Genomic DNA, 21316 nt, shown 5'->3' on the forward strand with positions numbered 1-21316 from the left:
GGGGTGTAAGTGTCAAGGTTTTCCGAGGCATTAAGCCCGCTAATACTAATAGTTCAAGTGATAAAAGATATTCTGGACACTTAAAGATATGAGAGTTTGTGTCACATATTTTCTTGACATAACGGTCATAGCGGAGGTGTACATCCGATCCCATTCCGATCTCGGAAATTAAGCCCTCCAGCGATTTCTTAAGTACTGCCATATGGTGGGAACAAGATGACGCTGTTAGTCACTTTTTTTTATCTAATTTAATTAATTCGAGTTTTCTAGTATGATATGTAACTAATATGTTACATATGAGTAGAAAAGTAGAATCAATATATTTTTATAGTTTTATAGACTAGTGTATTTTAATAATATACTATTATTATACTATATATCAGGAAGCAAGTAAACTAGCGACTATCCAATAGGAGGAAGCTCTGCCCACCCATAAGTGTAGGTTTCTGAGAAGAAACGAATGAATTATAGAAAGGATACAGTTTTAAAACAATGACGATGATTTTTGAGGAGTTTTAAAAGTACTGGTGAAACCGATTCATTTTACACGGGTGCAAGCATTAGCGCTTAGCTAAATGTCGCTTAAACTACAGAAGGCAGGCTATAGTTTTCATGCTTCTTCATTTATTTGAATTTATTTGGGACCTTTTTTTATTTATTTAGCTATTTTATAATTTATTTTGAAATGATATACCTATATATAATTTTACTACATAATGTATACCTATATTAAAAATTTATACTAATTTTTTTACACAATCATAGTTTTAAATTATCAAAAAGTTATGATTTAAAATATAATTTAAGTTAGATTTATGGTGGGCCTTGAATATGTTGCATGTAAAAACATCAGAAGACATGAAAGATTATTTTGAAAATATATTGAAAGATGTAATGGATACTTATGACGTTGCAAAATCATGTCGTTCTAAAAATTTGGATGTATTTAATGAAGTGGAGATACCTTTAGCAAAAGATATGGCAGATCGGGTTGAAGGTATAGTTGGACCAAGTGGGGTATCTCAAAGGATTAGGGATTTAGTTTCGGCATATGGTAAGGAGCCAGCTTCTTTAGAAATTGCCAAAGAAATAGTGGAAGGTAAATTTGGCGAGTTTAAGGATGCCGAAAGCCCGCGAGATGCATTAGCGGAACAAGCAGTAAGGACAGCGCTAGCCGTAATTACAGAAGGTATTGTAGCAGCACCTTTAGAGGGTATTGCAGGCGTAAAAATCAAAAAGAATTTTGATAATACGGAATATTTGGCAATATATTTTGCAGGGCCGATTAGAAGTGCTGGAGGAACAGCGCAAGCTTTGGCAGTATTAGTTGGAGATTATGTTAGAAAAAACATGGGTTTAGATATTTACAAACCTATCGAAGATGAAGTAGAACGTTATGTGGAGGAAGTGGAGCTTCACCAATCTGAAGTTGGTAATTTCCAGTATTCTCCAAAGCCTGAAGAGATAAGAATTGCAGTTAAGAATATATCTGTAGAAATTACTGGGGAAGCAACTGACCCTGTAGATATAAGTGGTCACAGAGATTTAGAGCGTGTAGAGACTAATCAAATAAGAGGGGGAGCTTTATTGGCTTTAGTTGAAGGTGTATTGTTAAAAGCCCCTAAAATTTTAAGACACGTGGATAAATTAAACATTCAAGGATGGGAATGGTTAAAAGACCTTAAAAATAAAAAATCAGGCGAAGACACCATTGGAGAAGAAGAAATCAATGACAATGAGAGCGAAGACTTTGGGTCAGAATATGCAGATGTAAAAATCGATGCCATTACTAAATATATTGGAGATGTAATTGCAGGAAGGCCTGTTTTTGCGCACCCTTCAGCAGTTGGTGGTTTTAGATTAAGATATGGCAGGAGTAGAAATACTGGTTTTGCTACAGATGGATTCCACCCTTCTACTATGTATTTATCGGATGAATTTATGGCAATTGGTACGCAATTAAAAACAGAACGACCCGGTAAGGCGACTTGTGTAGTTCCCGTAGATGGGATAGACGCACCAATAGTTAGATTATCTTCAGGAAGTGTTTTCAAAGTAAAATCCCCAACTTTAGCTAAAAAATATAATTTGGAATTAAAAGAAGTTTCGGAGATATTATTTTTAGGCGATATATTGGTAAATTATGGTGATTTTTTAGAAAATAACCATAATATATTACCAAGTAGTTGGTGTATCGAATGGTATGAGAAAATTTTGAAGTCTAAAAATATTGAATATGCTAAATTTTTTAAGGATTTCAATAACCCAACTCCTTCAGAGGCTGTTGAATTTGCCAAAAAAACTAATACTCCATTACACCCCGAATTTACATACCATTGGCATGACGTTTCAAAAGAAGATATATTAAAACTTATATATTTTATTTCAGAGGGTAAATTATTAAGTTTTGATTTTATCCAATCACCAAATTCCCCTATTTCAAAATTATTTGAAAATGAGCAATATTTGGATTTCTATGACACAAATTGGAATTTAGAACAGTTTTATGTTTTAAAATATGATGATGCTAATGAATATCAAAAATACTGTAAGAGATTACTAGAATTAATAGGTATACCTCATTTACTCCATCACGAAAATAATACTAAATGTTTAATACTATTTGAATACGAGACTATTTTAGAATCTTTAGGTTTTGAAATAGTTAAAAAAGGTAATGATTATAATTTGTCAAATAATAATCAGTATTATGTAGAAAATTTAAACATTTTAGAAGAATTTTCTGAATTAGATAATTCAAATGATAAAAAATCAATAGATGAGTTGAATGATAAGTTTAATTTATCAAGAATATTGAATTCAATGCATTTAGTAAATTCACTGTCAAAAATACCTATAAAAAGAAATTGCTACGTTTATGTGGGTGCTAGAATGGGTAGGCCTGAAAAGGCAGCTTCAAGAAAAATGAAACCGCCAGTAAATGGTTTGTTCCCTATCGGTAATTCTGGAGGTATGGTGAGGCTTATAAATAATGCAATAGAGAATAATGCAAACGATGATTTGGATATATCTATTGGTACGTGTCCAAAATGTGGATTTTTAAGCGCTTATACAAAATGTCCAAAATGTGGCATTGAAGTTCCTTTAAAAAGAACTGCAAATGTTAGATTACCTTTAAAAGAATACTGGAAAATTGCATTATCGAATTTATCATTAAATAAAGCCGGTGACGTAAAATGTATTAAAGGTATGACTTCTAAAGATAAATTAATAGAACCTTTAGAAAAGGCTATCTTAAGGGCTTCGAATGAAGTTTACGTATTTAAAGATGGCACTACTAGATTTGATTGTACGGATGTACCAATAACACACTTTAAGCCTTCGGAAGTACACACGTCTGTTGAAAAGTTGCTGGAATTGGGTTATTCCTATGATATTCATGGTAATAAATTAATAGACGATGATCAGATTTTAGAACTTAAGGTTCAGGATGTAATTGTACCTAAAAGTTGTATGGATTATTTCGTAAATGTTTCCAATTTTATTGATGACTTATTGGAAAAATATTATGGAGTAGATAGATATTACAACATCTCAAAAGCTGACGAATTAGCAGGGCAATTGATCATAGGTATGGCACCACACACTTCTGCAGGAATGGTTGGACGTATTGTAGGTTATAGTATAGCAAATGTTGGTTATGCGCACCCTTATTTCCATGCTTCAAAAAGAAGAAACTGCGATGGTGATGAAGACGCTTTCTTCTTACTATTGGATGCGTTTTTGAACTTCTCAAAAAAATTTTTGCCTGATAAAAGAGGTGGACAGATGGATGCACCTCTAGTATTAACAACATTGCTTGATCCGAAAGAGGTAGATGGTGAAGTTCACAACTTAGATACCTTATGGGAATATCCTTTAGAATTTTATGAGAAATCCATGGATATGCCAACACCTAAAGAAGTAAAAGATTTAATCGAAACGGTTGACGATAGACTAGGTACTGAAAAACAATATGAGGGCTTAGGTTATACTCACGAAACTACACGTGTAGATGAAGGTCCTTTAGTATGCTCTTATAAGACATTAGGGTCGATGTTTGAAAAAACAACTGCTCAACTCGAGATAGGTAAAAGAATTAGGGCAACAGATGAGCGAGATGTAGCCGAAAAGGTTATTCAGACACACTTTGTACCTGATTTAATAGGTAATTTAAGAGCTTTTTCGAGGCAAGGTGTACGTTGCAAATGCGGTGCAAAGTATAGGCGAATGCCCTTAAAAGGGACTTGTAAAAAATGTAACAGTAAATTAATATTAACTGTTTCAAAAGGTGCAGTTGAGAAATATATGGATGTTTCTCAATCAATGGCTGAAAAATATGAGGCAAGCGACTATATAAAACAGAGATTAGAGTTAATTCGTGAGGGAATTGATAGTTTATTCGTAAATGAAAGGAATAAACAATTTAGAATAGATGATTTCTTTAAATAATTCAAATTTATTTTTCTTTTATTTAATTATTTTTTTAAATATTTTTAAAATAGTATGTGATATATAGTATACAGCTACGTTTATTTTTGATTTATATTATTGTACTAAATATAAGATTTAAAATTTAAAAATAAAAAAAGTTTTAGACTTAAGAATACAAGTCTGATGGAATATTTTTATTATTTTGGTTAGTTAACCTATTTAACACTTCTTCAAAATCTTTTTCCGAAATTTCATCCAAATCTTCAATAATGGCTTTATGTAGTAACGGTTTTAATAATTTTTCTTTCAATACTCTTCCGTTCATACCTTCTGTTTTTTTAATATATTTTTTGAAATCCACTTTAACTTTTACAGGTAATTTTTTAGAGTATGTTTTTAATATTTCCAATCGTTCTTTTTCATCAGGTATTTTAAATAATATTTCTTCCTCAAACCTACTTCTAACTGCTAAATCTAACATATCTGGATTATTTGTAGCTGCAATGGTTATTACTCCTTCATTTTCATGAATACCATCTAATTCGGTTAATAGCGCATTCACAACTTCCGATACATCTCCTCGTAATGATTGATAATTCCTACTTAATGCTATAGCATCTATTTCATCAATAAAGATAATACATGGTTTGTTTGTTGCAGCTTCTTCATATAATCTTTTTATAACTTTGGAACTATCTCCAACATGTTCCCCAATTAACTCAGTAGCCTTTATTAACTTTAAATTGCTTTCAGTTTGGGATGCCAAAGCTCTCGCTAACATAGTTTTCCCAGTACCTGGTGGACCATAGAATAATATATTTTTTGGCGACCATTCCCCAAATATTTCTGGTTTTTCCAAATATTTCATTATTATTTTACATTTCTTTTTAGCTTGTTCCTGGCCTATAATTTCTTCAAAGTAGGTTTTTTTAACATTTTTAATTTCGTTTTGAATAGGCGTGTTTAATTTGTATATTGTTTCTTTTGTTGTAATTTCCCCGTCTTTCGGGTATAGGGATAAAATTTTAAAGGCATAATCGGGAATAATACTATTATCGAATAAGTAATCCCCTTCTTTGATTATTTCATTTTCCCATTGATCTCTAGCATAATGGTTAAATAATTTACCATCATCCACAGTAACTTTAATATTTTCCCCATTTATCTTAATTGGAAATCCAACAGGTTCTAAAATAACGTATTTAATACCTATGTTATTTTCTGACGGTTCAACAATTTTTTGAGGGTTTGATTTTAATTTAATGCTGTTAAATGTTATATTTTTCATAAATACACCTCATTAGAGGTTGGTAATTTTAAATTTTAGCTTATTATTTAAATTTTGGATAAATTTTAATAAATCTTAACCTTGAACTATTTATTATATTTACTCTATTATATATAGATTGGCTAATTTGTAATTTGTATATTGTTTCTGTTATATTTGGATAGTATATTATACTAATAAATTGATAATTTATTTATGATTTAAAATTAGAAATAAAATTATTAATATTACAATAACATATACTATAATTTGTTAACTCATAATTATAGAATTAATAATATTTACAAATTAAATCTTATATTTATTCATACATTCATTCGTTTTAAATATTAATTGAATATTTAAACTACTTGTAAGTGAGATTGGGACAATGATTGATAATTCAATTTTAATATGGGTATTTTTTATATTTTTATTCATTTATCCGCAAATGATATTTAAATATCGATTATTACAGAGATATAATAAAATAAAGCAACTAGAAGTTAGTAGGGGTTCTAGGGTAATTGTAATGATACACAGGCAAGAGCAACTTGCATTGTTTGGACTACCCCTCTATAAATTTATAAGTATAGAAGATAGTGAAGAAGTTTTAAGGGCCATACGTTTAACACCTGATGATATGCCTATAGACTTAATATTACATACTCCAGGGGGTCTGGTTCTTGCAAGTGAACAAATAGCATCTGCTTTAATGGAACACAAGGCTAAAACAACTGTTATTATACCTCACTATGCTATGAGTGGTGGTAGCCTTATTGCACTGGCTGCTGACGAGATTATAATGGATAAAAATGCAGTAATGGGCCCCGTTGATCCACAGATTGGTCAGTATCCTGCGGCTTCCATATTAAGTGTTCTAGATAAAAAATATATTTCAGAAATAGACGATGAGACATTAATACTGGCAGATATCTCTAAAAAAGCTATAAATCAAGTTAAAGACTACGTTTGCCATATTTTGAAAAATAAAGTTGGATTAGAAAAAGCTAAACAACTTTCAGAAATCTTAGCAACTGGAAAATGGACGCATGATTATCCATTATATATTGAAAAGTTACAAAATTTAGGCGTTGCTATAAATACAAAAGTTCCTGCAGAAATATATAATTTATTTGATTTATATCAACAATCATCAAACCAACGACCTTCTGTTCAATATATACCTGCCCCATATGGCTCAAATAAAGAGTCTAAAAAATCAAGTGAAAGTCTTGTCAAATCAATATCTAAACTGTTAAATACTAAATAATATCATATGGTGATTTACATATTTCACCATATAAATATTGTATCTTAAATCTAAAAAAAATTAATACAAAGGTATTTTTTTATGAGCAATGTGAATAACGATTTTGAAGAGAACTACTACGAAAATTTAAGTAATAATGTTATTAGAAGAGAATTTCCAAAAGTTACAATATTGGACAATTTAAATGAAGATATTGGGAAAAATGATAAGATTTTAAAAATAAATGGTAGAAATTTTAAAGTTTTATATGCCGATAACTTCATAGATAGGGCTCGTGGACTAATGTTTAAAGATATATTAGTTAATGAAGCGTTAATTTTTAAATACGTGTTTAGAAAGATACATGTACACACTTATTTTATGAAATATCCGATATATGTAATCTTTTTAAATGATGGCAAGGTAGTTGATTTTACACATTTGAAACCTTGGAGCACCTATCAATCCAAAGAATATTCAAATATGATGATAGAGTTTAAAGATGCAAGCTTTATTAAATAATTATTTTAACCTAACTTTACTTATTACAGATTATTTTATCAACTGAAATAATAACATCTTTATTTTTTACTTTTAAGTTATTATCGTCTATTAAAATAATATCTCCATCTTTCACGTCACCTAAAATATCTATTTCATAATATAATGTAGGATTTTCACAAATCCTGTCGATTGCAAGGTATTCGTCATAAAGTTTTAATTTTCCGTTTTTAATATGCCCTATTTCGCCTTGAGTAGCTATTTTTTTCTCAATAAGCATTAATTTTTGTACTTTAATTATTTGATTTTTTAAATCATTTCTATAATCTACTAATTCATCCAACTCTTTTGCAATAATTTTTTCTAAATTCACGTAGTTAAAGTTTGAGTATGAATCAACATCACTACTTGAAGAGGGGGCATCTATATTTGATAATATATTTTTAAAGAGTTTTTCAATTTTTAAAATATCGCCTGATTTTATTATATTTACGTTTTTTTGTAATTCAACCTGAACCAGACTTTTTAAATGTTTATTTCCAAAAATTATAATTCCAGAGCCTTTTTTTAACTCCTTTTCCGTAATTTTATCATCAATTATTTTAACAAGTGCACAACTATTTTTTGATAGGTACATTCTTTTCCTTTTAGATTGATTGCTTATAGTCTTAACTTCCCCCATTAAACAACCGTCTAATTTTTTTACTTTATCCTGGGCATCTGTAATGTGTACATTTACACCATATTCTAAAGCCTTTTCTTTTAATTCTTCATCATTTTTTAATTTTCCTTCGTAGAGTAGCGATTCTAATTTTTCCCTATTTCCTTCAGAACCTCTAAATAGGATATTTCTTTTATCGCCTGCAATTGCAGAACCATTAGTTCCATAATAGCCAATAATAACGCTCATGATATCACCAGGGGTATAAATTTCATACTATCTTATATTATCTTACACATTTTTGTTTTAACGTTTTAATAATTACTTTTATAATTTACATACTATTTTATAATATTAAAGTATTAGCTTATGTTATTGTAATAATACATAATATAGAATAATAAATAATAAATATTAAATACCATTATGATTATATTATCAAATAATACAATATTTAAAAATTTAGTTACTTAAGAGGGATATATATGGTAGACATGGATAGAATTAGTATTTCATTGCCCAAGAATCTTCTTGAAGAATTCGACGAAATAATACTTGAAAGGGGCTATGCAAGTAGAAGTGAAGCTATAAGGGATTCAATTAGAGAATATATTATAAAGCACAAATGGATAAGAAGCCTACATGGTGAAAGGTCCGGAACTATAAATGTGGTGTACGATCATCATTCTACTGACGTAATGGAAAAAATAACCACAATTCAGCATGATTATTCAAAGATAATCGTGGCTACCATGCATATACACATGGACCATGACCACTGCATGGAAGTAATCATTGTTAGGGGAGATGCTAAAGATATAAAAGAATTAACTGATAAATTAACATCACAAAAAGGTGTTAAACAGGTAAAATTAACTGTGATGGTTCCTGGGGGCAATATACCGCAGTAATCAATTAATCCCTCATTTAATTTTTATTATTTAAATTATTATTTAAATTATTAGTTCAAAACCTGCATTTTTAATTTCTTTTTCTTTTTTATAAATTAAATCTTCAAATTCTTTTTCGAAATTTGAATCAATATACTTGGAAATTTTTAATGTATTCATAAAATTAACTGAGTAATACGTCTTTTCATAGTATTTTGGAATTTCTACGACATGTTCTTTTTTCAAATATCGTACTAAACTATGATTTAAAAATAAACTATAACCTTCATCTAATAAATCAATAGCATAAAATGGATTTTTAACTACTTTAGTTATTTTAAAATCAATTTGTTCCTGTTTTAATGTTTTCCAAACAATACGGTGAGCAGAATGGTGAATTCCAATCATATTTTTGTAATCAAACTTATCATTAATTTCTGAATTGTGGGCCATTACATAATAATCTTTTGCAATGGGAAATGGCTCTCCTTCTAGCCTATAGCTCCAATAAGGGTCGTCTATACCAACTACTTTAGTTAACCCTGAATTATATAATCTTAATATATTATCGAAGGAAGAAATTAATATATCTTCAAATAGTAATTTTCCAATTTCTCCACTAATGAAACCGCAAGCTACAAAAGGTTTTTCTGAAATTCGTTTATCTAATGAGGTATAGTATGATACAATACCTTCAGCTTCTTTTGATAAAGTACTTCCTGAAGGGGACGAATCCAGCAATTTTAGATTTAATTTAGATTCCAATCTTTTTATCTGAATATTTATTGAAGAAACAGGGGTTTTTAATAATTCTGCCACTTTATGTTGAGATTTATGTAATTTTAATAGTTTTAAAATCTGCAATTGATTATTTGTAATTGTTTGATTATGATATTTAAGTTGTATGGTAGGCGATAATTTATTATCTTGTAAACTGTCAGCATTTGATGACTTCTTATAATTCATAGGTATCTTTTCTTCCATTATACCGCCCAACTTTTAAAATTTGTACATTATATTATATATTGGTATATTACATTTTAATTTTGAAATAGAAATAGAAATAGATTAACAATATAATATTTATATAATATTTACATATTTTATTTTTTATACCTTATTAAATAAATTTTACAATATTTAATTATATTATCATAGTGGTGATTTTATGAATTCAATAGATATTTTTGAAAATTCGATTAAGGCTTATAAAATAACTGAGAAATATCATGGAAATTATGTTGGATTAGAACGTGCTCTATTTTTGGGCTGGTACTGTGAATTAGAAAATCCTTGTAAATTCTGTTATATGTCTACTCAAAAAGATAAGATTAAAGAACCGTTGAAAGCAAGAAGAAAATTAGAAACAATTCTTGCTGAAGCATCAATAATGAAAAGAATAGGTTGGAAGTTAGAGTTCATATCTGGCGGTTATGGTTATAAAATTGAAGAATTAAATGATATGATAGAAATGATAGCCCATATCCAAGGTTGTAAGCAATATTTAAATTTAGGAATAATAGACTTCGAAAAACTTAATTTAAACAATATCGAAGGTATTGTTGGAGCGATAGAGACTGTAAATCCTGAATTACATCAAAAAGTATGTCCTGGAAAACCCCTGGAAAATACAAAAGATATGCTTTTAAAAGCTAAGGATTACGATTTGAAAACCGGCATTACCATTATATTAGGAATGGGGGAAACTGAAGACGATATTGAGAAATTGCTACAAATGATTGAGGAATTGGATTTAAATAGGATAACATTTTATTCATTAAATCCTCAAAAAGATACAATCTTTGAACATAAAACTTCAACAACCACTTTAAATTATATGAACTGGGTTTCCCAGGTTAGATTGAATTATCCTAAGTTAAAGATAATTTCTGGTACGTGGGTTGATAAGTTACCAAATATTGGACCTTTAGTTATGGCAGGTTCTAATATAATCACTAAATTCCCGTTATTTAGCATATATGGTACAAAATATGGCAAAACTGTTGAAAATGAAATAACATCAACGGGTAGGGAGCTTTTGGGAACTTTTTCAGATGTGGATGTTTTAAATTCTAAAAAAGAGCTTTTAAGTAGCCCTTATGTTAAAAATATTCTCAATGAATCATATCGTGTCGATAAAAACGTAGAAATTTCTGAAAAGAATTTAGCGATTTTAAAAGAAATGGATGTAAATATAACTAATAAAATAGATAGTTACGTTAAAAAAACTACTAAAAATGCTATGAAATATATTTAAAAGCTAGAATTATGTTATATTATATTTTTAATATAATAAAATTTATTAATTTTTAAATCTAATCCATTAGGGATATTTTTATAATAAATTTATTTTTACAGATTTTTTATAATTTTAAAATCTAATATATTATAATCAATTATTTAATATATGAGTATAGTATTATACTATAGTTATTAAACAAATTTGGGAAATCATGAAATGCAGGAAAATAAATAACGAAGAAATAAGAACAGTTAAAAATCTACTTTCAAGATATATTGGTAAAAGTGTAGAAACTTTACCTTTTGACAATGTTTTGGTTGTAGGAAATGATTTAAAAAGATTGCAGTATGTAAGTGATGATATTTTAAAAAATATGTTTGAAAATGAATTATCTTACAAAGTAACCAGCATGGGAATTAATTTGGGCGTTTTGATAATCAAAAATGACAAGGAAAAATTTTCTCCATCTGTAGAGTGTTTAAATTTAATTTCAAAATATGTTACTAAAAATTATGTAGTTTTAAATGGAAAAGGGGAAGAAATGTTTCTTTATGCAAAAGATGCTTTTGAATCATCTTTTGAAGAAATAAGCGGCGAAGGTAAACTAGTAGTTTTTAATAAAAATAGGGAATTAATAGGTATGGGTAATTATAATGGTGAAATACTAGTTAATTTGATGGATAAGGGATGGTATTTACGAAATGGTGGATAATACTACATTAGGGATAATATGGAAAAAATGGCTAATTTAAATAAAAATGCAGTAGAAAACAAAGATAATCTTATTAAATTCTCCAAAATGACTTCTAAAATACTTAAAGACATAATAAACATAGTTGATGAATATACGAAAGATATTATATTGGCAGAAAATTATGAAATTGAATTTAAAGGATTTAGTTTAACAGATGCTGATGGGCGATTACATAGAATACTAAGCATTTCAGATCTTGATGAACTATATTCAAAAGAATACTTGAAAAATGACCAAATAACGCTAAATGGTATTGAATTGAAAACTGATGACCTAGACTCTGAAAAAGATATTTTAGAAACTTATTTTCAAAATAGGTCTTATAAGCTTAAAAACATAGATTTAAGAAATTTAGAGAATGGTTATATTACCATATACTTATCTTCAAAAAAATCTAAGAACTATCGGTTTAAAAAAGATGATAAATATACTGTTTTCCATAAGGACTTTAGTAATATTAGTGCGGAACATTTTGAAAGAGTTCTAAGGTGGAAAGATTTAGATTCTACGCAATTGGATGAGTTATTAAAATCTTTTGACGTCAAATGTGAAGAATTGCTAAATAACATTTCTGATACAACAGCTATTGGAGAATTAGAATTGTATTTGGATTTATTCAATGATTTAGAGCATATAAAGAATGAAACAGTAGTTGAAAATAATAAGGTAGTTATATGGATACACCCGATATATTTATTTTCTGAAATCAACGTTTTAAAGGGTTTGATTTATTATGAACTGTTAGAATACGATAGTTCGCTAATTGAAAGTAAATATAGAATTATTTTTGAATATTGTAAAGAATATAAATTATTAATTGGTAAAAATTTGCATGTGATAGGAAAACTTAGGAAAATTGCAGACGATAAGAATGATTTAGAAACTATTGAAGAGATAGATAAGATGCTTGTAGAATTAATTTAACTAATATTTTTAGTTAATTTTTAACCCTACATTATTTTATTTTTTATCATTTTAGCATTTTTAATATTTTATTAATTTTGAAGGATATTTTTAAAATTATAATTATCATTATTAGAATCATGGAGTTTTGCGGTGGATATTATGAAAATTGGAAATGTAGAATCGTATTTAAATGACATAATTAAAAAAGAAGGGGCTGCATATGCAGTATTAATCGACCCGGATGAGAAAAATTACGCTGAAATAGCTGAAAAAGTTAAGGATTATGCAGACGTTATAATAATTGGAGGTAGTATTGGAATATGTAATTTGGACGAAATTACTAAAAATATAAAAGAAATAACAAATCTTCCAACGATATTATTCCCTGGAAATGTAGACGGAATCACGAAAGAAGCTGATGCACTCTTCTATATGACACTTATGAACTCTAAAAATACCTACTGGGCAATAACTGCACCTACTTTGGGCTGTATTAAAATTAAAAAAGAAGGTATTGAGCCAATACCTATGGCATATATTGGAGTAGAACCAATTCAGAATACTGCAGTAGGTTATGTTGGTGAAGTAAATGCGATACCAAGTGCAAAACCAGAAATAGCTGCAATGTACTGTTTATCTGCATCATACTTCGGTATGAGATGGGCTTACTTAGAAGCAGGAAGTGGTGCAAAATTCCCAATCGATAATAAAGCAATTGCTACTGCAAAGCATTTGGCAGATATAAACATAATCGTGGGCGGGGGTATTAGAGACCCCGAAACAGCTTTCGAAAAGGTAATTTATGGCGCAGATGTAATTGTTACGGGAACTTTAACTGAGGAAAATCCAGATGCTGTAAAAGAAATGAGAAATGCCATTAAAAAAGCAGGTTTAAAAAAATTAGAAAAATTAAATAAACTCTAATTACATATCAGTTATTATTTTATTTATTATTTTATTTATTATTCTATTAAATTATTTTATTTATTTTTGGATATGGGTATATTACTTTATTTTTATTATTTTAGACTAATTTAGAATTTACTTCGCCTTTATTCCATTCATACATTACATTACCCATATTTGACATATCCATGATTGGTACAATCGCAGGTGTTGGTGCAATTCCCATTTTTTTCTGGAATGACGTTTGTTCTTGGAATGTACCACTATTTACCATAACTACGCCTTTATAATTACCACAGCCATTAATATGAATATGACCTGTATGGAATACATCAGGCTTTTTGTCAATAATTAGATAATCTTTTATTTCCGGGGCTATTGGGCATCTACCACCATATGTGGGGCATAAATGTCTTCTTTTTAACAGTTCTTTCATAATAGAGCAAGGATTTGTATATTGAGCCCCTGAGATTTGCCCTATCACATCATCAAAACTTCTACCGTGATATAATAGGAAATCTAGTCCGTGTACATTTACTGAACAAGGATTTGCAACGAAAGTAACGTTTTCTTTAGGGAATAAGTCCCTTACTTCCTTGCTAAATGTAGGTTGAGGCTCTGCAGGTCTTAACGCGTCGTGGTTACCGGGGCATATTACAAAATGAATATGCTCTGGGACTTGTGCTAAGTAGTTTGCTACCTCTTCATACTGTGAAATAATATCTACTTCATATAAATCTTCTTCCTGACCTGGATATATCCCTACGCCATCTACCAAATCCCCTGCAATACTTACATATTTCAATTTACTTGCTATATTCTGTTCCTTAGAATTTCCAACGTCTCCATTGAGGAATCTTACAAATTTTTCAAAGGTTTTTGCCATAAATTCGTGGCTACCAACGTGAACATCGGATAAAAATGCAGTATATATCTCTTCATCAATTTTTTTTGTAGGTTTAACATCTACGTCTGGCCTATAGGTTTTATCTACAAACATTAACCTACCATCGGTACTAACGGTGCCTTCAAAACCCATAATTTCATCGAGTAAGATGTCCCCATATATCTCCTTATTATCAATTTTATTTTTCATTATTAGGACTTTAAAGTCACCTTTCTGGTCTTCAATTTCGACCATCTTATGTCCATTTTTGGTGACATTTACATCAGAGATAATCCCCACTAAAAAGATTTTTTCGTTCTTTTTCGTGTATGCTTTAGTTAACGGATATGCCTTTTTTTGATATTTACGTTCAATAATAGTTTTTAAAGTTTCATATCTGTCTCTAAAGTATGTTATAAAGTCATCTAATGTACCTTCACAAGTTGAATTTCCCGTTACATCAGTATCTTCATATACCTGAACTTGAGTTTCGATGTCTTTTGAATCAAATTTAAAAGAAGAATTTACGCTTTTTCTTATTGATTTAATTTTTTCAAATCTTTCTAATCGATTTGCCAATTTTAAATCTCTTTGAATTTCTGCCTCTGTTTTTTCTTCTTCTGCAACTATTTCTTTTTTAGTTTCTTCAATTAATATTTTATCTTTGTTATTTTTTTCTTTATTTTGCAAAGTTTTGGGTGATTCAACCGTTTTTTCAGGTTTATCTTGAATTTTTTCGTTCTTTATTTCAGAATTTATAACATCATATTCTTTTGATAATTTTTCATCTAAACTCGTTTTTGAACTTTTAACATCAATAGTTGTTTTAGAACCCATATAATATTTTAAAAAATCAAAGTTACTATATTCAGATACTACATCATTGACATCATTTTTTAAAAATAAATCCATAAAATGATTATCGAGTAATATAAAATCTTTTTTTGAATTTTTAAATTTAGATATTTTTGATATTAAATTTTCTAAGTCAACTTCTTTAAAACTTTTTAGACGATTATAACAAGAAGGTGAAACTAAAATCTCTAAATCTAGTAATAATTTAATTATATCCATACTTAGCCCCATTTTAGTAGTTATTTTAGCTTTTATTTTTAAATTCGCAATTATTTAATTTTAATTCTTAAGTCTTACTTCTTAATTTTTAATTCCATTATTCGCTTTGCTTTTTTTCATCAGCGGTACTTTTACTTTTAGAATGTTTATTAATATTGTAACAAAGATAATCTAATGGATGAGTGATTCCTTTAAGATTACAGATTGAATCTGGCCTACAATAGTAATTAAGTCCTTTACCACCATCAATCTTCCAATTTTTACAATATTCACAATGTGTGATGTGATCGGTAACTTTATAGCCGATATTATGACTAATATAATATCTGGTTTTTTGAGTATCGAAGTCACCAACGGTGCTAAACATTGCTATTAGATCATCCATAAATTTCTCAATATCTTCTTCACTCGCAATGTCTGTGGCATTTTTGTTGCAAATTTCGCCATCTTCCAATGGTCTTACATTAGGATTCATTTGAGATACAAACCAGTAGACTACAAAACTACGTCTTGCATAATGGGATGGAGAACCTCCAGTTAATATATCATTTAAAAGCTCTCGTATACATGGAGGGTGCCATTCTTCAGGAATAACTCCATTAAATCCTTCATAATTTATTTTAATACCTGTATCTGTATTAAATACTATTTTAACATCTTCTAAAGCTAATTCTATATATTCTTTAAAGAATATTTTTAATTCTTCAGAAATTTTTTTGGACTTTATTTTTTGGACTGCTTCCTTCATTTCTAGCCTTATTTTCTCATAGAGATATGTTTGATAGATATCTTCGGGCAAGTATATGTAAACCTTGCTTTCTTCGTTTGATAGATCCATACGTTCCAAATGTAAGTCATTGTTATGTGAATTACTTGCTATTTTAATAAATGTCCAAATATCTATTTTATGCCCAAGCCCTGATATTTTAGGCTTAAATTCCCTTTTAGATAATTCTTCAGAAATTTTTTTAACATAATAGTTATTATATTTACTATACGAAATCATAATCAAAATTAAATAGTTTATTAAAATATCTTTTGGGCAATCATAAGGGTTTACATCGTAAAATCTTTTAATATACTCGTAGTACATGTCATTATTCAATTCAACTGAATTTTCAATATTTTTTTTATTTTTTTCATCATTTTCAAAAAGTGATTTAAGTCGGTAATGAATAAGCTTTTTATTTTCATTTTTTTCTAACTCTTCAATTAGATTTAAGTTTGAAACTTCTTTTAATTTATCTAAAAACATCAAATCACTTGTAATTTTTATTTTTGTAGCTTTTTAAATTTTACTACTTTTAACCCTATATAATATACATTACTTAATTTGTAAATTAATAATAAGTAGTATCTTAAAGTATTTTAAATTATTCAATACTTTTTTAGTTTAAATTAATCAACAATTTATTAAAAAATAATAGAAAAATATGTTATATTATCATTAACTCATTAGGGAGCATTATTTTAATGTATTATATAATAATATTGAAGCTTCTCCGATAGGACCAATATTTACATCCAATAAATGTCTAGGGCTACCATTTGCGGCTTCTATTTCTTTTAGGCTAAATCCTGAATTACTTCCGCAAAATACAATTAAATCTTTTTCCCCTATTTCTTCAAAATTAAGCTTTTCTTTACCTATATTGCTATTGGTTATCATTATAACGTTTTCAGGGTTTAGTAATTCTATTGCATCTTCTAAACCTTCCAAATACATTAAATTTTTATTATTTTTAATCGCCATTTTTTGAACTATTGGTACGCCATTCTGAGCAGCGGAACTTGAAGCTTTTGTAAATATGATGGTATTTAATCCCATCCCGAAAACGACTTTTGCAAATTCTTCAACTTGTTTTGAGCTAAATGAGTTATGTAGTGCAACATACATTTTATCACCTTTAAAATTTTATCATAATGAGAATTATTCGTAAGAAATTATTATGTAAATTAATGTTATTTTTGTAATTTATCCTTTATTTTTAATCTTCTAAGCTTTTTAAGTATATATATACTTCTTTTGCAATGGCTTTTGACAATGTGGGAGGTACACTTTCGCCAACTTGGTTATATGTGGATGTTAAACCTCCTGCTAAGATATGGTAGTCTGGATATCCCATTAGCCGGGCTTGTTCACGAACAGTCAATAAACGCTGTTTATTTGGATGGATAAATCTACGCTGGCCCATAACTGTATCGGATATCTCGTTTTCGTCGAGTAAGATATAATTCTCTAGACTACCTTTTGAGGCCCTAAATTGAACCGCTCCAGACCCTACTTTTGTGTCTTTTAATTTTTTTGAAATTCTTTCTGGTAATGGGGATTGTTCTTTATTTAAATTTAATGAAGTTTTTTCATTAAATTCTTCAACATGGTTTTTAATTATATTATTGTTGTTATTATGCACTGTAAAACGATATTCATCTTCTAATATATCTCTTACTATGACTTTATTTTCGCACCATTCTGGATTTAAATGTATATTTGAAACGATTATTCGCTTTCGGGCTGATGGATTTCCAAAATTTTCAGCATTGAAAACGTGGAAATATATTTTTTCATAGCCTACTTTTGCAAATTCTTGTTCGATACATTCCCATAATTGCCAATTAAGCATCCCTGGCACGTTTTCCATAACAAAAACTTTAGGTTTTAAGTCCCCTACCAGTCTAATATATTCCAAAACCAATCTCCCTAATTCGTCACTATATAATCTATCGTAGGGATTTTTTAATCTTTTAGGGTTTGCACCTGTGTATCCCTCACAAGGGGGGCCACCAATTAATAAATCAATCTTTATTTCGTTGTTTTTTGGCGTTTCAGAATTTTTATATACGTCTTTATTGCTTGTAATGTTATTATTATGATTATTATCTTTATCATTTATAAAATTTAAAATATCAATTGCATGAATTTCTCGAATATCTTCATTTATTATGGCAGGATTTAAGCTATTATAGTTATTTATTTTTTTAAATACCTCTATTTCTTCCTTTGACATAAAATTTTCAAGTTGAAAATAATTTTCTTTTAATACATATTCGTATTTTCCATTTTTATAAATTCTTTCGTATATGCGTCCATTAAAATTCAATGCGTAGGAACTAACAGGATTTTCTTCAATTTCAACAGCAACCAATGGTTTAAATCCTTCTTCTACAAAACCTCGGGAGAATCCTCCACAACCACAAAATAAATCAACAAATTTAAAATGGTTTTTTTTAATATTTTTATCATTACTATTATTATCTTTAACAGGTTCGACTTTACTACTGCCCTTGGATGTATTTTCCAAACCACTTTTTGACATCATAATTTCACCTTATACATAATAGATATAATATGGTATTTACATATTTTAAGATAGGGGTGAATAATATGAAAGCAAAGGAATTAACTTTATCTGAAAGTTATGATGTTTTGAGGAGTGCAAAGAAAATAGCTATTATAGGAGTTTCATTAAACGAGCGAAGAGTAAGTAATCGAATTACAAAAATCATGGTTGATTTAGGTTATGATTTATATCTGGTAAATCCAAAATATGAAGGTCAGAAGTTTGAGAATTATGATATATATCCATCTTTGGAACATTTAAAAGAGGATATAGGCTATTTGGATATAGTCTGTGTATTTAGAAATCCAATATATATGGTAGAAGAAGCTAAAAAAGCCATTGATTATGGAGATTTTGGAGTATTTTGGATGCAACCTGGCACGGACAGTGGAAGTGCAATAGATCTAATGCTGAGAAATAACCATAGTATTGTAAAAGAAAAGTGTATTGGAGTATTGGCAACTGATTTAAGATTAAAGAATATGTAATTCGCCATATTTTGCATTATGGTATACTATTATTTTTAAATAACTTTATCACTAATATTTTTGAAGTAATTTGTAATTGCCCTGTAATTTATCAAATTGGAATTTTTTAAAAAAAATAACTATATAATTAAGATGTTATATAGTCTATATATCAATTAAAATTTAAATTTATACGGTAATCTAGTAATTAATATGTTATAGTATAATTTAAGACGTACTTAGATTATTGTCATATACGGTGATATGTGTGAAAAATATACTTAGAAGAGGAAGGCTTGGAAGTAATGTAAACGAAGATGTAATGAAATATACTACAAGCTTAGAATTTGACAAAGAAATCTTTGAAAGCGATATATATTGCGATATTGCACACACAATAATGTTAACTCAGCAAAATATTATTTCCAAAGAGCATGGTGCAATAATAGTTGAAGAATTAAAAAACATATTGTCTAAAGGTATGCAAAACTTGGATTTAGACCCGTCTCTCGATGACATACATATGGTTATTGAAAATGAGTTAATTAAGAAGGTAGGGGAAGATATTGCAGGTAGGATGCACACTGGTAGGAGTAGAAACGATGAAGTTGCAACAGATTTGAGATTAGCCCTAAGAAAAAAGATTCTTGAAATAGTTGCAATGATATTGAAATTAAACAAAAGTCTTTTAAAAGTGGCTGAAAGTAACAAACATACTCTTTCTGTAGGATATACACACTTACAACAAGCACAACCAGTTACTTTTGGGCATCAAATGCTTAGCCACGTTTCAGCGATTGAAAGAGATATTTCAAGATTTTTAGATACTTATAAACGTGTAAATGTATGTCCTTTAGGCTCTGGAGCAATGGCAACTACTGGATTTAATATAGATCGAATTAAAACAAAAGATTTACTTGGCTTTGACGATATAATTAACAATTCAATGGATGGCGTTTCTTCAAGGGACTTTATAGCGGAAACAATGTTTGATATCTCCATGTTAGGAACTAATTTAAGCAAAATATGTGAAGAATTAATCGTATTTTCATCATGTGAATTTGGAACAATTGAAATAGCAAATGAATATACGTCTACATCTTCAATAATGCCTCAAAAAAAGAACCCAGATGTGGCAGAAATTTCAAGAGCAAAACTTTCAACTTTAAATGGGGAATTGGTAACTGTATTAACGATATTAAAAGCATTGCCAAATACTTATAATAGGGATTTACAAGAAATAAGCCCTCATCTTTGGAAAGTAACTGAAACAATTCTTGATACATTACACATGATTGAAGGAATGGTTTCAACTTTAAACGTTAATGCTGAAAAAATGGAGAAATTAGCCACTGAAAATTATTCCACTGCTACAGAATTGGCTGATACATTAGTAAGGGAATGTGATATTGCATTCAGAATGGCTCACGGTATTGTAGGGGAATTAGTAAGAGATTCTATTGAAAAAAATGTTCCAATATCTAATATCATAAATGAAACTTTGGATAAATACGGATTAAATTTAAGTGAAGAATCTATTAAAAAAGCTTTAAACCCTATGGAAAATGTAAAACTTAGAAAAGTAATGGGCGGTCCTGCACCTAAGGAACTTGAAAGAGCTGTAGGTCATTTCAATTTAAAAATGGAATCTTATGAAAAAACAGTGTCTGAAAATTACTCTAATATAGAAAACGTAGAATTTAAATTAATTAATTACAAATTGTAATTAACTTTC

17 protein-coding genes, 1 rRNA gene and 1 other RNA gene are annotated in these 21316 nt (G+C 28.8%); 12 read left to right on the forward strand and 7 right to left on the reverse strand.

Translation table 11 applies throughout. The annotated features are described in order from the left end of the window. The first annotated feature begins 117 nt into the window (after positions 1-117). The 3 genes from rrf (at position 118) to polC (ending at position 4452) form a co-directional block, all read left to right on the forward strand. Positions 118-231, forward strand: a 5S ribosomal RNA gene (rrf, locus tag J2127_RS07140). Between the two features lie 155 nt (positions 232-386). Continuing rightward, an RNA gene (gene rnpB, locus J2127_RS07145) (RNase P RNA component) lies at positions 387-616 on the forward strand. 215 nt (positions 617-831) lie between these two features. Beyond that, positions 832-4452 (forward strand): DNA polymerase II large subunit, encoded by a 3621-nt coding sequence (gene polC / locus J2127_RS07150; protein WP_209732887.1) that lies wholly within the window; start codon positions 832-834, stop codon positions 4450-4452. Between the two features lie 148 nt (positions 4453-4600). Here polC and J2127_RS07155 read toward each other — a convergent pair whose 3' ends face one another. After that, complete coding sequence (locus J2127_RS07155; protein ID WP_209732888.1) at positions 4601-5722, reverse strand: AAA family ATPase; 1122 nt, start codon at positions 5720-5722, stop codon at positions 4601-4603. A gap of 370 nt (positions 5723-6092) precedes the next feature. Here J2127_RS07155 and J2127_RS07160 point away from each other — a divergent pair, with 370 nt between their 5' ends. Continuing rightward, positions 6093-6974 carry an SDH family Clp fold serine proteinase gene (locus J2127_RS07160; RefSeq protein ID WP_209732889.1) on the forward strand — a complete coding sequence of 294 codons (882 nt, stop codon included), beginning with the start codon at positions 6093-6095 and terminating at the stop codon, positions 6972-6974. Between the two features lie 81 nt (positions 6975-7055). Beyond that, positions 7056-7475 carry a DUF192 domain-containing protein gene (locus J2127_RS07165; RefSeq protein ID WP_209732890.1) on the forward strand — a complete coding sequence of 140 codons (420 nt, stop codon included), beginning with the start codon at positions 7056-7058 and terminating at the stop codon, positions 7473-7475. A gap of 16 nt (positions 7476-7491) precedes the next feature. On the opposite strand, the gene J2127_RS07170 is transcribed toward J2127_RS07165, so the two are convergent. Then, the gene (locus J2127_RS07170; RefSeq protein ID WP_209732891.1) at positions 7492-8364 is read right to left on the reverse strand and encodes a DUF2121 domain-containing protein; all 873 of its coding nucleotides are present in this window, start codon (positions 8362-8364) and stop codon (positions 7492-7494) included. A gap of 236 nt (positions 8365-8600) precedes the next feature. On the opposite strand from J2127_RS07170, the gene nikR reads away from it, so the two are divergent. Continuing rightward, complete coding sequence (gene nikR, locus J2127_RS07175; protein ID WP_209732892.1) at positions 8601-9026, forward strand: nickel-responsive transcriptional regulator NikR; 426 nt, start codon at positions 8601-8603, stop codon at positions 9024-9026. Between the two features lie 42 nt (positions 9027-9068). Here nikR and J2127_RS07180 read toward each other — a convergent pair whose 3' ends face one another. Next, entirely contained in the window at positions 9069-9989 is a 921-nt protein-coding gene (locus tag J2127_RS07180; protein ID WP_245326508.1) for a helix-turn-helix domain-containing protein, read from the reverse strand. A 184-nt stretch (positions 9990-10173) separates the two neighbouring features. Between J2127_RS07180 and J2127_RS07185 the strand changes: the two genes are divergently transcribed. The 4 genes from J2127_RS07185 (at position 10174) to J2127_RS07200 (ending at position 13831) form a co-directional block, all read left to right on the forward strand. Next, complete coding sequence (locus J2127_RS07185; protein WP_209732893.1) at positions 10174-11262, forward strand: radical SAM protein; 1089 nt, start codon at positions 10174-10176, stop codon at positions 11260-11262. 196 nt (positions 11263-11458) lie between these two features. After that, positions 11459-11959 carry an NIP7 pre-PUA domain-containing protein gene (locus J2127_RS07190; protein ID WP_209732894.1) on the forward strand — a complete coding sequence of 167 codons (501 nt, stop codon included), beginning with the start codon at positions 11459-11461 and terminating at the stop codon, positions 11957-11959. 18 nt (positions 11960-11977) lie between these two features. Then, positions 11978-12925, forward strand: coding sequence for a hypothetical protein (locus tag J2127_RS07195; protein WP_209732895.1), 948 nt, complete (start codon positions 11978-11980; stop codon positions 12923-12925). Between the two features lie 141 nt (positions 12926-13066). Beyond that, positions 13067-13831, forward strand: a complete 765-nt coding sequence (locus J2127_RS07200; protein WP_209732896.1) for a geranylgeranylglyceryl/heptaprenylglyceryl phosphate synthase — start codon at positions 13067-13069, stop codon at positions 13829-13831. 100 nt (positions 13832-13931) lie between these two features. On the opposite strand, the gene J2127_RS07205 is transcribed toward J2127_RS07200, so the two are convergent. From J2127_RS07205 to J2127_RS07220, 4 genes are all read right to left on the reverse strand, one after another. Continuing rightward, the gene (locus J2127_RS07205; RefSeq protein WP_245326509.1) at positions 13932-15773 is read right to left on the reverse strand and encodes a DNA-directed DNA polymerase II small subunit; all 1842 of its coding nucleotides are present in this window, start codon (positions 15771-15773) and stop codon (positions 13932-13934) included. A 97-nt stretch (positions 15774-15870) separates the two neighbouring features. Further along, on the reverse strand, positions 15871-17028 hold the full coding sequence (locus J2127_RS07210) for a hypothetical protein (protein WP_209732897.1): 1158 nt from the start codon (positions 17026-17028) through the stop codon (positions 15871-15873). A gap of 210 nt (positions 17029-17238) precedes the next feature. Continuing rightward, positions 17239-17670 carry a RecB-family nuclease gene (locus tag J2127_RS07215; RefSeq protein ID WP_209732898.1) on the reverse strand — a complete coding sequence of 144 codons (432 nt, stop codon included), beginning with the start codon at positions 17668-17670 and terminating at the stop codon, positions 17239-17241. A gap of 91 nt (positions 17671-17761) precedes the next feature. After that, entirely contained in the window at positions 17762-19093 is a 1332-nt protein-coding gene (locus J2127_RS07220; RefSeq protein ID WP_245326510.1) for a DNA cytosine methyltransferase, read from the reverse strand. 107 nt (positions 19094-19200) lie between these two features. Between J2127_RS07220 and J2127_RS07225 the strand changes: the two genes are divergently transcribed. Together J2127_RS07225 and argH are read left to right on the forward strand one after the other, a co-directional pair. Beyond that, positions 19201-19602 carry a CoA-binding protein gene (locus tag J2127_RS07225; RefSeq protein ID WP_209732899.1) on the forward strand — a complete coding sequence of 134 codons (402 nt, stop codon included), beginning with the start codon at positions 19201-19203 and terminating at the stop codon, positions 19600-19602. A gap of 247 nt (positions 19603-19849) precedes the next feature. Beyond that, the gene (gene argH / locus J2127_RS07230; protein WP_348635423.1) at positions 19850-21307 is read left to right on the forward strand and encodes an argininosuccinate lyase; all 1458 of its coding nucleotides are present in this window, start codon (positions 19850-19852) and stop codon (positions 21305-21307) included. Positions 21308-21316 lie beyond the last annotated feature (9 nt).

The sequence above is a fragment of the Methanococcus voltae genome, assembly GCF_017875395.1.
GTDB lineage: Archaea > AGJL01 > Methanococci > Methanococcales > Methanococcaceae > Methanococcus > Methanococcus voltae_C.